We start from the raw sequence: 13,306 nt of genomic DNA, 5'->3' as shown, positions 1-13,306 counted from the left end.
GTGCGGGGCGGCTAATCCTCGCGAACCCAAGTACCCGAACGGCCGCCAGTCTTCCTAACTATCTTTGCTTCCCTAATTGTCACCGTACGGTCTACGCTTTTCACCATATCCACGATGGCTAACGCAACCGCACTCACGCCCACCAATGCTTCCATTTCAACGCCTGTCCGGTCGGCGGTAGTCACCTCGACCGAAATGAGTATCTCACTTTCGGTAACGTCAATTTCAACTTGTGCCCCTTGCACACTTATGACATGAGCAAGGGGAAGCAAATCCGGAGTTTTCTTAATTGCCTGAATTCCGGCGATCCTTGCCACAGCAAGTACATCCCCCTTGGGAACTTCCCCACTTCGAATCGCTGCGAGGACTTCCGGTGATACATCTACTATTCCGGTAGCTGTTGCGGTTCGGATAGTCGGCTGCTTAGCGGCCACATTGACCATGTGTGCCTCTCCCGTCGAAGTCAGGTGCGTGAACCTCATTTTCCCTCCAAGATTATCGCGTCCACAATCATGCCCGGTTTCACTTGCGTAACTTCTAGCGGAATCAGCGCCAAGGCGTCGGCCCGATGAAGGCTAGCTATGGCGTGCGATGCCGAGCCCAATGCATGAGATGGCACCGCCTTCGGTACCAGACATACAGGCATAACCTGTGCTTTTCCCTGATGCGACACCCAGCCCGTACCGACTTCTACAGGCTGGGTTGAAAGCATGCCCGGACCCCCCGACAACGCGGAGAGAAACGGCCGAACAAAAACATGGAAACTCGTAAACGCACTGACAGGATTTCCCGGAAGCCCGATAATCGGTGTCCCATCTGCGGTACCGTACCCCTGCGGTTTTCCAGGTTGAATAGCAACCTTTACAAAGCTCATTCGAGGCGAATCAGCATCCTTGGTCTCTATTGACATAGCCTGCTTCACCACTTCGAAGGCTCCTGCAGACACACCGCCTGTGGTGAGAATTAAATCGGCGCACGAAGCAGCCTTGTAAAGTAGCGAAAGGAACTCATCTTCCCGGTCTACGCTGCGAGACTGCTGAACAATGTCCGCTCCCGCCTGTCTTACCAACGATGCCAGCATCGGGCCGTTGGAATCGGGAATATGCCCTAGATGTAACGATTCACCGGCCTCCGTTAGTTCGTCTCCAGTAACAATCACCGCTACGCGCGGGCGCCTATGAACCAACACCCTGGCAACACCAGCCGCGAGAACTCCCGCAAGAAGTGACGGAGTGACTCGCTCGCCGGCGGAAGCGACCATCTTTCCTCGTTCTATGTCATGCCCTCTAAAACGGATACTCGCTCCCTGCTCTACGTGTCCGGTAATTGTCACCTCCCGTGGTGCAGGTCCAGCACCCGGGGGTTGATCCGTGAGCTCTACAGGAACGACAGTATCCGCTCCGGAGGGCAGAACCGAGCCTGTCATGATTCTCATCGCGGTTCCTCCACGCAGCGCTCGAGGTACTGCCCCTGCCGGAATATCACCTGAAACTGGTAAGGTTACCGACCCTGTCGAGCTCTCAGCGAGAACCGCAATATCGCGGTAAGCCACTGCATAGCCGTCCATTGATGAGTTGTCGAAGGGCGGCACCGGAACCTCAGCTCGCACGGCTTCCGCTAAGCACTGCCCCACTGCTTCGCCGACCGACACCTCCTCAACTGGAGTAACCCTAACTAAGCGTTGCAAGCGGTTTGAGTACTCTTCAGGAGTCATCATAAAAATCGCCACACCTTAAAATCTGAAAACTTAACGTCGCCGACTGCGACACGGCCAATGAGTGGACTCCCACAACCTGTCAATAGCTTCATCGCTTCTCCGGCCATCAGGGAACCACACACTCCAACAGCAGGTCCGACGACCCCCATCGCGGCAGGGGTCGGAACAGCACCAGGTGGAGGCGGAGCAGCATGTAGGTCTCTAAGAGTCGTCGGTTTATTCGGACTAGTTGACCAGAATGTTGAGACCTGCCAAGTAGTCGCTGCGACCACCGCCCATACCAGAGGATGCCCAGACCCCGCACACCAATCGGCCACGGTGTATTTCGATTCGAAAGTGTCAGAACAATCGAGGACAATGTCGTAGCTTCCCGCAACTTGGTCCAGCAAATTTGGCATAGCCCAACCGTATTCCGCCACATCGACATCCGAGTTAAGTGCTTCAATGCTCCTACGCGCTGAGGAAGTCTTTGGCATTCCCAGTGCCGCCTCATTATGGATTATTTGGCGTGGTAGGTTACCGGTCTCGACGACATCAGCGTCGCACAGCCCAATGTGCCCAACCCCCATGCCAGCCAAGTAGCTCAGTACTGGGCTGGCAAGGCCACCAGCGCCCACGACAAGCACCCGGGCAGCAAGTAGTCTCGCCTGGCCTTCTTCCCCAATAACTGAGATTGTGCGTTGATGCCGCTCTCGCTCACGGGGAGATAGCGATCTAACGGGATTATGGAGTGCTAATGCCTTCTCACTAAGGCCTTTCACGGAAGACCACTCCAACTCGTAGAGCCGTTAGAAAACTGCTGGAGTTTCCAAATCGGGACGCGCGTTTTGATCTCTTCAACGATATCTAAACAGGCCGAGAACGCCTCAGCCCGATGCTCTGCAGAGACAATTGCAATGAAAGCATCATCCCCAACCTCCAAATCACCTACTCGATGAGCCACTACAACCTGGTGAACTTGGTCTCGCTTCGCAACGCCCTCGGCGATGTCCGCCAAAGCATCTTCGGCGAAAGGATGCGCTGAATACTGAATACCAGCTACGAGTTGTCCTCCATCGTGGTTTCGTACCACGCCGCGAAATACGACAGTTGCACCACAGCGCTCATCCTCAGCTAACTCTTCCAATGCTTGGGCATCAAGAGGCTGTACCGAAATAAATGCGTATGGCACTCTCCTATCCTCCCGCAAATGGAGGCAAAACATGGAGCTCTGATTGAGGCCCCACCAACGAATCCCGCCGAGCCCGCACACCATCAACAAGGAACGTGGAATGTTCCAAAACCCGTGCGAGCTCAGAGTTTTCCTGTCGCAGTGTGTTCAACACGGTTGAAAGAACGACTCTACCGTCAACCTGAATATCACGTTCCGAACACCCCGCCGCACTAGCGGCGGCCGCAAAGAATTCCACCTTCACGTTAATTTTCACCTCAAATCTCTCTTTTAAGAGTAAAATAGCTTTTCGTTTTCGATACGGCAGTCTCGGTACCCTTACCAACGTGCCGTACCGTTGCCAAAAGCACACCACTCGGACAGATCACTTCGATACCTACCCACCGATGGCTGACATCGTCCGCGACGGCGTCGCAAACCCGACTTGCTCGATACCGTGCTCACGAGGTTTCCCCCACATCGCCTGACGCCACACAGCAGCTATCTCACTATCAGTAGCGCCACCGCGCATTAGCTCCATCAAATCTGTTTCCCTTGTCGAGAAAAGGCACGAGCGAACCTTTCCATCAGCAGTGATGCGGGTACGCGAACACGCACCACAAAAAGGCTCAGACACCGACGAAATGAAGCCCACATCTCCATCTGGGAGACCTTTTCCCCTCACCGGGAAAACCTCAGCTGGTGCTGATCCTCGCTCGCGCGCAAGCCCCAACTCAAAACCAGCATCGGTCAACCTCTCTTTCACGGCAGCACTGGTCACTACAACTGATGGATCCCATTTCTCCGTGCCAATTGGCATGTTCTCGATGAAACGCAGCGACGCGCCAACACGCAAAGCATAAGACAAAAGCGCTGCCGGATCATCCTCATGATGCAAAACAGCATTGATTTTTACTGTCATGCCCGTGGAAATCGCCGCTTCAATTCCCCGCAGCACATCGAGTAGGCGATCCCTCCGAGTCAGCGCAGCGAATCGGGAGCGATTCACGGTGTCCAAAGAAATATTGACTCTGCTAAGCCCAGCTTCTCGCAGCTTCTCGGCGCGATGCGTAAGTGCAGTTGCGTTAGTCGTCAAGGCCAGAACTGGTTGAGGTTCCAATTCTGAAATCTCAGCAATAACCCCCTCAAGGTTCTTGCGTAGAAGCGGCTCACCACCAGTAAACCGTACCTTTGTTACGCCTAGGTCTCGAACCCCGATTTTCACCAACCGTACGACCTCGGAATCAGAGAGTAGGTTCGATGTAGGGAACCAATCCATACCGTCAGCAGGCATACAATAAGTACATCGGAGATTACACCGATCTGTCAGAGAGATACGCAAATCAGTCGCTACCCTACCGAATTTGTCCACAAGCTTCATCGAATAACCTCCAAATCTTGCATCTCATCTATGTACGCTTATGTACGCTCGCTCTTGAAATAGGTCAAGCCCTAATGGCGTATCTGGCTATCGTATCTGTGGCTATCTTTGGACTGTGTGTCATGGGTCAACTCGCGAACAGCAGGTGGTGATCATGTGGCGATTTCCCTGCTGCCAGTAGCAATGCCGTCGACAGCGTTGGCTGCGATGACCTGTTTGGTCTGGGCCAGACTAGTCAGCGAAATGTAACGTTTTGCTGTATCCACCCATCATGTTGTTCAGCCCGTTCCGCGCCAACAAGGCGAATGAAAGCAGCACGATCCGGGAAGATTCCCACGTTATTCGTGCATCGTCGAATCTTCCGATTGAGTCCAACAGCGGGGTATTCGACCAGATCTGGGCCACACTGCTGACGGCGCTGCCGTAATCGCCAGCGGGCCCGGCTCCGTACGCAGCTTAGAGATGGCTACGTCACAAACCCGACTCTGGTGTCAAGTTGGCCGCGGCAGTGTCCATGACGGGTTTTAGTCCTTTCTGGCTATACGGTGGCGCACTTGCCGCCGCAGACGCTGTCAGCCTAAGTAGAGATAATCTGATTAATGAAATCTCCGGGCATTTGACGCGGCAAATCTGGGAAAATTTGGGGCAGTAAGCCTTGGGAATAGATAGTGGGATTGCCCTAAGGAAATTTCACGGCCACCGAAAGTGCGTTTCTTTCAAGAGTAGGTAGGAGTTGATTCGATAGTTACACGCAATGATCGCCCAATGCGCACTGACTCGAGGTTTACCGCGGGCTACAGATACACCGAATTAAGGGACGCAACCGAGATACTACCGAAATGATCCTTCATCCTGGTACAGATCCCGGGTTGCCCACAGCAGTAGAGGGAAATAAAGTGACTCAACGAACCGAAGAGGGATAGCTACAAGGAACTTCATAAATGGCAGAATCCAGATATAAGCGAGCACCATTTTCAAGCATTCAAGGCACACTTGGACTTGCAGTAGCAATGGGAATCGGCAGGTTCTTCTATACTCCACTACTTCCCCTCATGGCGGCCGCTCTAAACTGGTCAAGCTCCATCTCGTCTTGGATTGCAGTAGCAAACTATCTTGGTTATCTTTTCGGATCATTAGCCCTTTCTAAAGACTGGGTTCCCAAAACGGCGCCCGTTTATCGTGGATCGCTAATTTGCTCGACATTACTGCTTGCCACAATGGCATTGACAGATAACCCAGGAATACATAGTTTCATTCGATTTTTGGCTGGAATAGCGTCTGCATTCATCTTCGTGTGTATTACACAGTTTGCCAGCCAGAATTTACACTCCCCTTCTCTGGTTGGTTTTGTTTATGGTGGTGTTGGATTAGGCATCACTGTTTCTGGAATAGCAGTATGGCTACTAGGCCAAACCTTGGCATGGGCACACTTATGGGGAGCTGCCGCCCTAATTAGTACCCTATTTAGCATCGTAGCTTGGACCTGGCCCATTAGCACTGAAGCGCCCCCTAGAAATCGAAAGATTCCGGACAGTTCCGCGGATCGATCTACTTCGGAGTTTAAGCGAGCTTTCCGATTATTAGATACAGGCTATTTCTTTCAAGGCTTTGGGTACATTATTATCGGAACCTATCTCGTTATACTAGCTAACCCTGTTTTCGGCTCATCAGCAGCCGCCATCACATGGGCCGTGGCTGGCATCGCAGCAATTCCCTCACCCTACCTCTGGTCAGCATTGGCAAAGCGTTACGGTCGGCGCCATACGCTACTTAGCTGTTATACACTTCAAGTTGGTGGAGCGATTGCAGCTATTTTTGGAAATTCAGTTTTCTTACTAATGGTTGCCGCAATAATTTTCGGCGCTACCTTCATGGGGATTACAATGCTTACAATCTCAATAGGCGTCGCCTATGGAATAAATGGCGGGGCTGCCCGATTAACGACTTGGTATAGCCTAGGACAAGTCGTAGGACCAGCAGTTATCGGGCTATTTTTATCAGATTCAATTAAAGCATCATTTATTATTGCGACTATCGCTATCGCCATCGGCATGGCAACAATTAAGCTTTCACGGTTGTGATAAGCGTTTATCTTCGTTTTGTTGCAATCATCCTTGGCGCCAAAGGCGGCCGTCACGACTGAAATGAGAGTTCTACCATACAATATTAATGGCTCGTAGTTTTCACCGAAGATGGCTCCATTTTTGCAATACGCTGATTCAGTGAAAATTACCGCGGGTTAAGTGACAAAAATGTGTCTGGTTTCCAGCATATCTGCTGATCAGACTATGTAAAGCGGGCTTGAATAAGGTTCCAGACCTTATTCGGGCGCGTTTTTCCTTCAATCCACCGGAACGGCGTCCCAGTGTGGTAGCCGGATGTTGGTTAGCTTTGCCGGTGACACCTAACAGACCACGATGCCCCGTATGTACTGGGCAAATGAAGAGAAACGGCACCACCAGCAAAGGAACAACCCGCTGGCGCTGCACCACATGCGGACACTCCTTTACCCGCAGCACCCAAACACACAACAAAAACGCCGCTACCATGACCTGGTTCATCCAATGGGTCACCGGCACCCAACCACTGTCACACATTGCAGTTACACAACACGTTTCAGCGAAAACACTGCAACGCCGCTTCCACTGGTGCTGGTGGATCATCCCCACACCCACCATCGATACTTTCCGTATCTACGACCAGATCTTCCTCGACGCGACCTACCTAAAATCTGGTTGCCTCCTTATCGCTGCCAGCAAAACCCACGTCATCAACTGGACCTGGGCCAGACATGAAACCACCGCCGCCTACACCGAACTCCTACGCCCCATTGCCGCACCACTTGTCGCAGTGACAGACGGCGGACAAGGCGCCCAATCAGCCATCCACCACTGCTGGCCGACAACACGCATCCAACGCTGCCTCGTCCACGCCCAACGAACAGTCCGCCGCCATACCACCAGCAATCCCCGCACTGACGCAGGCAAAACCATCTACCGTCTAGCCCTGAAACTCACTGGCATCACAGACCTTGACCACGCAACCGAATGGGTCACACACCTGCACGAATTCAGCCACACCTACCAGGTGTGGATGAACGAGAAAACCACCATCCGCGACCCTGCCAGCGGTGCCTACAGCAGGGTCTACACCCACCAACGCGTCCGAGCGGCCTATCAATCATTGCTATCCCTGCACCGCAGAGACCTGTTGTTTACCTACCTGCAACCACCACCAACAACCATCAATCCTGACGGACTAGCAGCAACAACAAACAGTCTCGAAGGCGGCATCAACGCCCCAATAAAAGAACTAGCCCGCAGACACCGCGGATTATCACTACCGCATCAACGCACAGTAATGGATTGGTGGCTGTACCTACATACAGAAGTCCCTGACGATCCGGTCAAGATCGCCAGGGACCAGCGATGGGGTCAAGACGCACTTTCCACAGCAACAAACTTGATCACCCACGACACCACAGCCACTACCAATGACATCGGTGCACCAGCAGAATACGACACCGCCATCGACACCAGCTACCAACACAACCTCGGCATCCAAAAAGGCTGGGTCAAATAGCCACGACACACCCGGGAAAGACACACTTTTGGGGATGCGGACGGAATCTTGGAGGATTCCATCATGAACCGCTCATACACCAAGGAGCAGCGACGCAGAGCTCTGCAGGTTTACAAGCGCACTCAATCGGTGACCAAGACCGTCCGTGAACTTGGTTATCCAGGGCGATGGACGCTGTACAAATGGTTGCGTGAACCCGCCAAACCTGGTCGACCCCGCAAACAGTCAAAAACATTGACCCGCTACCCGTTTGAGGTCAAGCTTCGTGCTGTTGAGCTCTTCAACGCTGGTTGGAGGCCAGCTGACATCGCTGTGGAATGCGAGCTGCGCTCAAAGATGAGTGTCTATTCTTGGGCACAACGCCACCGTGAAGAGGGAAAATGGGGTTTGATGTCGAAAAGAGAACGCAAAGAGCACACTCGCATGCCCACCCGAGCAGCATTCGAGAAATCATTAGCCGATGATCCTGCAGAACTGAAAAAGCAAATGGCTCAACTGCTCGTTGACAAGGCTGTTTTGGAAAAGGAGCTGGAACTTGTAAAAAAAGACGTCAGCGTCATCCCGGGTCAGCTCAGCAATAAGCACAAGGCTGAAGTGGTTGACGCGTTACGCGGCGAGTTTCCGTTATCTATGCTGCTTGCTGCTATTGATCTTGCGGTATCAAGCTTCTACTACCAACTCCAACAGCGATTTGCTCCGGATAAGCACGCGCATATCCGCGAATTGCTTCATGAGATTAGTTCTGAGTCGAATAACACCTACGGCTATCGCCGACTTTGGTGGGAACTGCGCCATCGCGGGATCGTTATCAGTGAGAAGGTCGTCCGCCGTCTCATGCACGAAGAGGGAATTCGTCCCTGGTTCCCGAAACGAAAGTGGCGTTACTCCAGCTATCAAGGGGAAATTTCTCCCGCACCACCTAACCTGGTGAACCGCAATTTTCATGCTGAGCATCCAAATCGGTTGTGGCTGACTGACATCAGTGTTTTCGCTACTAACCAAGGTCGCGTGTACCTGTCTGCCATCATCGACTGTTTTGACGGGAAGGTCGTGGCAGCAAAAACAAGTGTTCATCCCACCATGGAGTTAGCAGAAGAAACTTTGTGCGCAGCAATCGCAACCGAAAAGCCGGCAATGGATGGCTCCTTGGTGATTCACTCAGACCGCGGAGCACATTATCGAGGCAGCAGCTGGCGAAGTATGACCGAGAAGTTCGGAATACTTCGCTCGATGTCGAAGAAAGGTTGTAGCCCCGACAATGCAGCATGCGAGGGGTTCTTCGGCCGAATGAAAAACGAAATGTACTACGGCAGAACCTGGCAGAACCCCCAAGAGCTCAAAGAAGCAATCGCGACATACATTGAGTTCTACAACGATTACCGAATCAAGATCAGCCTCGATGGTTTGAGCATTGCCGAATACCGAAAAGTCAATGTAGCGTGAGATTGAAACTGTCCAAAAAAACGTCCGCATCCCCTTTTGTCCTTTAACCCCTATTCGACTTGGACTAGGCCTTCTCAACGAGAAAATCCCCTCGCCGGTATCTAAACCAACGAGGGGATCAATTTGTAGCGGGGGCAGGATTCGAACCTACGACCTCTGGGTTATGAGCCCAGCGAGCTACCGAGCTGCTCCACCCCGCGACGAGTGCTGTACGCCATCGCGTCAGCGACTCCCCTACTGTAACGCAGAGCTTGGATAAAGTGAAATCGCCTGGTCATAGGCGATTTCACCAGAGACTAGCGCTCAGTCTGCAGGTCCTGCACTGCCTTATCCAGCTCGTCCAGCGCCTTACCGAACTCCTCGAAGGTGCCGGACTCGCGGGTCTTATTCACTTTGTCCATCGCATCGCGCACGCGCTGCTCCGGAGCGGTATCAGTGCCCTTGTCTTCAGACTTGTCGGAATCACTCTGGCCAGACTTGCCGGCAGTACCCTTCGCGTCGGACTTCTTGTCGTCCTTGGACTTATCGCTCTTGTTCTTATTCGGATCCACTACCGAGCCGTCGATCTCCCGGATGTCAGTGGTGGAGGACGTGTTGATGCCCACCTGACTCAGAGCCTCGGCAATGGTCGGGGCATAGCCCACCTGGCCGTTGTAGCTCACCAGCACGCGCAGCAGCTTCGGGAAGGCCGAATCCTGGCCACTGCGCTGCGAGTACACCGGCTCGACGTACAGGATCTGCCCGTCGCCCACCGGCAACGTCAGCAGGTTGCCGTTCGTCAGGTCGTTCGTACCCTTCAACAGGGTGCGCTCGCGGGCGATCTCGTCGGAGGACATCATCGTGTCCTGTGCCTGGTTCGGGCCCAGCGTCTGCGTTCCCGTCGGCAGCACCCGCACGCTGATTTGTCCGTAGTTATCCGGGTCGGAGCCCACGGACATGTGCGCCGCCAGGAACTCACGACGCAAGCCGCGGAACGGGGTGATCAGCTGGAAGGAAGGTTTATTCGTCTTCGGGTCCGCTGCCACGACATAGTACGGCGGCTGCGCGTTATCCTGGCGATCCTGAGGTGCGGTCGGATCCGTCGGCACAGACCAGAACGAGTCGTTCTGGAAGAACACCCCTGGGTCAGAGACGTGATACTTGGCAATGAGCTCGCGCTGCACCTTGAACATATCCTCCGGGTAGCGCAGGTGATTCTCCAGCTCCTTACTGATCTCGGAGCGCGGCTTCACCACATCCGGGAATGCTCCCCGCCACGCCTTCAGCACTGGGTCGGACTCGTCGAAGGCGTACAGGTCCACGCTGCCGTCGTAGGCATCGACCACGGCCTTCACGGAATTGCGAATGTAACCAACCTCGTTGTCAACGACTTGGGTCTCACTCACGCCATTGGGATTAAGGGCGTCCGCAGTAGAATCAGTAAGCCCAATCCGCTCGGAGTAGGGCAGGTTGTTCAACGTCGTGTAACCATCGACGACCCACTTCACGCGGCCATCAATGACGATCGGGTAGGTCTTGGAATCCGTGGTCAGCCACGGGGCAACCTTGTGCACACGCTCGCGCGGATCGCGCTCATAGAGGATCTTAGAACCCTCGCCGATACGGTCGGTCAGCAGCATGTTCATCGACTCAAAGTGGGCCGAGAACATCAGGCGGTTGAAGTAGTTGGACACATCCACGCCACCCGTACCGGTGTAGGAGTAATTAGAAGCGTCGGTATCGTACTCCAGCGGCTCGCCCTCGGTGTTGCCGACAATCGCATAATCAGAGTTGCTTTGCGCCGACGATGCGATAACCGGGCCGAAATAGATGCGCGGCTGCTTAACGTCCAGCTTCAGCTCGCCGCCCTGCTTGCCGGAGTTCATCGACTGCAGATCCGCGACCGTGTACACCGGGTAGCCACCGCGTGCCGAACCGACATCGCGGGCAACCTCATCAACCTTGCGGGCGGGCGCGGCCACGAAACCGTTACCGTGCGTGTATACGGTATGGCGGTTGATCCAGTCGTTCTGGTTACCGTCCAGAGTGTTCGGGTTCAGTTCTCGAGCTGCCACCACGAAATCACGCATCTCGCCGTCTACCTTGTAGCGGTCGATAGCCAGCTCGTCCGGGAAGCCGTAGAAGTTACGCAGCTGTTGCTGCTGGGTGAATGTCGGGCTCAGCACCTCGGGGTCTAGCAGGCGAACATTGGAGAGGGTGGCCGAGTCGTCGGCCACGGCCTTCTTCTGCTCCTTCGAGGCGGCATCCTGCGAGGAACCCCAATCGCGGTCGTAAGAAACCTTGTCGTCGCCGATGCCGTAGGCGTAGCGAGTGGCCTCGATGTTGCGGGCAATGTACTCGCGCTCCTTCTCCGCACGGTTCGGGTTGACGGAGAACTGCTCCAGCATCGCCGGCCACGCCAACCCCACCGTCAGCGAGGAACCCACCATCAGCGCCACTGCCAGCGCCGGAATGCGCAGATCGCGCAGCACGATGGTGACAAAGAACATGGCCGCCACGAAGATCGAGATCACCAGCAACACGATCTGCGCCGGCAGCACCGCGTTCACGTCCGTGTAGGAAGCACCGGTAAAAGTTTCGTGCGAACGAGTAAGCAACCCGTAACGGTCAAACCAGTAACCGACCGCCTTCAGCAGCATCCACACGCCGGCGATTACTGCCAACTGGCGGCGGGCGCCAACGGAGATGTGAGCCTTCTCCCCTACACGCGGGTTACCCGTCGTGATAGAACCCAGTAGGTAGTGGCCGATGCCGTTAATCACGAAGGCTAGAAGCAGCAGCACACTAAAGGTAGAAACCAACATCTGCAGGAAAGGCAGGTTGAAGGCGTAGAAACCTAGGTCTTTATCGAACTGCGGGTCGTGCACACCGAAGTTCGAACCATTGAGGAACAACAGCACGGAGCGCCAGTTGGTCTGCACGATCATGCCGGTAATCACACCGACGAACAGCGGAATTCCCACCAGGAACGGGCGCATATTGCGGCGAATCAGCGGACGGTACTCCGCCAACGGCGAAGAGGACCCCAGCGAGTCGATCTCGTCCGGCCGCGCCCGGTAGGCCAAGAATGCTGCCAGCCAGGAGATCAACGCCCCGAAAAGCCCAAAGATCGCAAACAGTGCCAGGCGGGTGAGTATCACATTCATGAACACTCCCTGGTATTCCACGCTGCGGAACCAGGCGAAATCGGTGTACGTGCTCACCACCACCGGCACGATAAAGATGGCGATGGCGATGATCGCCACCAGGATTCCCAGCATTTTCGAGCGACTGCTCGACCCTGGGGCGGACGGGAACTGCGGCTTCGGGCGGTTCGAAGGCGGTGGCGTGGGCGTGCTCAAGGCTTAGTTACTCTCCTACTAATCGCGCCTGTCTCTATCGCTGATCGCGATGTTTCCACCAGAATACGTACAATTCTTACAGCGTCATAACAACTCCCAACCCCCCCGACCCTAGAAAGGCATCGCGCATGACCTCACCCGATTCCTTCCCGTCCGTCGATCTGCAGGACGAGCGTGTGCTCAATGCCGCGCTGCGCGAGGCCGTGGACTTCGTGCAGGCCGAGGGGTGGGATCAGCCCGCCACACTGTTCGCCCTGGTACCCGCCACGCTGATCGCCGATGCCGCACCGCAGGCCTTCGACGACGATGCCCCGGCCAACCCCCTGGCCCTCGTCGTGCAGGAGGACATCCCCGAGGACATTCGCCCCGGCAGCGAAGAGCTCGGCCAGTTCCTAGCCACCATCCGTTGGCCCGCGCCCGTCGTCGGCGCGATCCTCGCGCAGGAAATCACCTTTTCCAACGCCGCGCCGGGGGCCGATCCTGCCCCGCGCCAAGCTCGTCTGTTTAGCGGACTTCTTTGTGACGCCGACTTTTCCGGCCCCGAACGCTCCCTCATTCAGCTACGCCCCAGCGAGGAGGAGCTTGCGGAAGATCCCTTCGGCCAGGACAAGGTGCAGCTGCTAGGCGGGGACGACATCGCCCCTGGCGTGATCCATACCCTGCGCGCAACCTTCGAGGCCGACGAGTAGAAG

At 54.9% G+C, this 13,306-nt stretch carries 11 protein-coding genes, 1 tRNA gene and 1 pseudogene; 4 read left to right on the top strand and 9 right to left on the bottom strand.

Features of this window, described 5'->3' with window-relative positions; all coding sequences use genetic code 11:
- Positions 1 to 11: 11 nt before the first annotated feature.
- From moaC to ACKFRT_RS10915, 7 genes and pseudogenes are all read right to left on the bottom strand, one after another.
- Positions 12 to 482 (bottom strand): cyclic pyranopterin monophosphate synthase MoaC, encoded by a 471-nt coding sequence (gene moaC / locus ACKFRT_RS10945; RefSeq protein WP_408925296.1) that lies wholly within the window; start codon positions 480 to 482, stop codon positions 12 to 14.
- Positions 479 to 1,717, bottom strand: a complete 1,239-nt coding sequence (gene glp / locus ACKFRT_RS10940) for a gephyrin-like molybdotransferase Glp (protein ID WP_011273990.1) — start codon at positions 1,715 to 1,717, stop codon at positions 479 to 481. The genes moaC and glp overlap by 4 nt, the downstream gene beginning before the upstream one ends.
- Positions 1,714 to 2,478 (bottom strand): HesA/MoeB/ThiF family protein, encoded by a 765-nt coding sequence (locus ACKFRT_RS10935; protein ID WP_077536253.1) that lies wholly within the window; start codon positions 2,476 to 2,478, stop codon positions 1,714 to 1,716. The genes glp and ACKFRT_RS10935 overlap by 4 nt, the downstream gene beginning before the upstream one ends.
- Complete coding sequence (locus ACKFRT_RS10930; protein ID WP_050760825.1) at positions 2,475 to 2,921, bottom strand: molybdenum cofactor biosynthesis protein MoaE; 447 nt, start codon at positions 2,919 to 2,921, stop codon at positions 2,475 to 2,477. Before ACKFRT_RS10930 ends, ACKFRT_RS10935 begins: the two co-directional genes overlap by 4 nt.
- Positions 2,893 to 3,126: a MoaD/ThiS family protein gene (locus tag ACKFRT_RS10925; RefSeq protein WP_005293793.1), complete on the bottom strand. Its 234-nt coding sequence runs from the start codon at positions 3,124 to 3,126 to the stop codon at positions 2,893 to 2,895. Before ACKFRT_RS10925 ends, ACKFRT_RS10930 begins: the two co-directional genes overlap by 29 nt.
- 138 nt (positions 3,127 to 3,264) lie before the next feature.
- Positions 3,265 to 4,248 carry a GTP 3',8-cyclase MoaA gene (gene moaA / locus ACKFRT_RS10920; protein ID WP_011273993.1) on the bottom strand — a complete coding sequence of 328 codons (984 nt, stop codon included), beginning with the start codon at positions 4,246 to 4,248 and terminating at the stop codon, positions 3,265 to 3,267.
- 152 nt (positions 4,249 to 4,400) lie between these two features.
- Positions 4,401 to 4,691, bottom strand: a pseudogene (locus ACKFRT_RS10915) (transposase); the annotation flags it as partial.
- A 498-nt stretch (positions 4,692 to 5,189) separates the two neighbouring features.
- Between ACKFRT_RS10915 and ACKFRT_RS10910 the strand changes: the two are divergent.
- The 3 genes from ACKFRT_RS10910 to ACKFRT_RS10900 all read left to right on the top strand — a co-directional run bounded on the left by ACKFRT_RS10910 (position 5,190) and on the right by ACKFRT_RS10900 (position 9,273).
- On the top strand, positions 5,190 to 6,329 hold the full coding sequence (locus tag ACKFRT_RS10910) for a YbfB/YjiJ family MFS transporter (RefSeq protein WP_011273995.1): 1,140 nt from the start codon (positions 5,190 to 5,192) through the stop codon (positions 6,327 to 6,329).
- A 316-nt stretch (positions 6,330 to 6,645) separates the two neighbouring features.
- Entirely contained in the window at positions 6,646 to 7,830 is a 1,185-nt protein-coding gene (locus tag ACKFRT_RS10905; RefSeq protein ID WP_408925295.1) for an IS1249 family transposase, read from the top strand.
- Between the two features lie 63 nt (positions 7,831 to 7,893).
- Entirely contained in the window at positions 7,894 to 9,273 is a 1,380-nt protein-coding gene (locus tag ACKFRT_RS10900) for an IS3 family transposase (RefSeq protein WP_408924681.1), read from the top strand.
- Between the two features lie 126 nt (positions 9,274 to 9,399).
- On the opposite strand, the gene ACKFRT_RS10895 is transcribed toward ACKFRT_RS10900, so the two are convergent.
- Together ACKFRT_RS10895 and ACKFRT_RS10890 are read right to left on the bottom strand one after the other, a co-directional pair.
- A tRNA-Met gene (locus ACKFRT_RS10895) sits at positions 9,400 to 9,473 on the bottom strand.
- 96 nt (positions 9,474 to 9,569) lie between these two features.
- The gene (locus ACKFRT_RS10890; RefSeq protein WP_408925294.1) at positions 9,570 to 12,614 is read right to left on the bottom strand and encodes a UPF0182 family protein; all 3,045 of its coding nucleotides are present in this window, start codon (positions 12,612 to 12,614) and stop codon (positions 9,570 to 9,572) included.
- Positions 12,615 to 12,742: 128 nt separating this feature from the next.
- Here ACKFRT_RS10890 and ACKFRT_RS10885 point away from each other — a divergent pair, with 128 nt between their 5' ends.
- Positions 12,743 to 13,303 (top strand): PPA1309 family protein, encoded by a 561-nt coding sequence (locus tag ACKFRT_RS10885; protein ID WP_296213132.1) that lies wholly within the window; start codon positions 12,743 to 12,745, stop codon positions 13,301 to 13,303.
- Positions 13,304 to 13,306: the final 3 nt, after the last annotated feature.

It is taken from the genome of Corynebacterium jamesii (assembly GCF_046097395.1).
Taxonomy (GTDB): domain Bacteria; phylum Actinomycetota; class Actinomycetes; order Mycobacteriales; family Mycobacteriaceae; genus Corynebacterium.
This window is presented reverse-complemented; position numbering and strand designations above follow the sequence as displayed.

Bases quoted from the DNA above. Each gene is read 5' to 3' on its own strand.
- moaC (WP_408925296.1), bottom strand. From the start codon at position 482: ATGAGGTTCACGCACCTGACTTCGACGGGAGAGGCACACATGGTCAAT.
- glp (WP_011273990.1), bottom strand. From the start codon at position 1,717: ATGATGACTCCTGAAGAGTACTCAAACCGCTTGCAACGCTTAGTTAGG.
- ACKFRT_RS10930 (WP_050760825.1), bottom strand. From the start codon at position 2,921: ATGTTTTGCCTCCATTTGCGGGAGGATAGGAGAGTGCCATACGCATTT.
- moaA (WP_011273993.1), bottom strand. From the start codon at position 4,248: ATGAAGCTTGTGGACAAATTCGGTAGGGTAGCGACTGATTTGCGTATC.
- ACKFRT_RS10910 (WP_011273995.1), top strand. From the start codon at position 5,190: ATGGCAGAATCCAGATATAAGCGAGCACCATTTTCAAGCATTCAAGGC.
- ACKFRT_RS10900 (WP_408924681.1), top strand. From the start codon at position 7,894: ATGAACCGCTCATACACCAAGGAGCAGCGACGCAGAGCTCTGCAGGTT.
- ACKFRT_RS10885 (WP_296213132.1), top strand. From the start codon at position 12,743: ATGACCTCACCCGATTCCTTCCCGTCCGTCGATCTGCAGGACGAGCGT.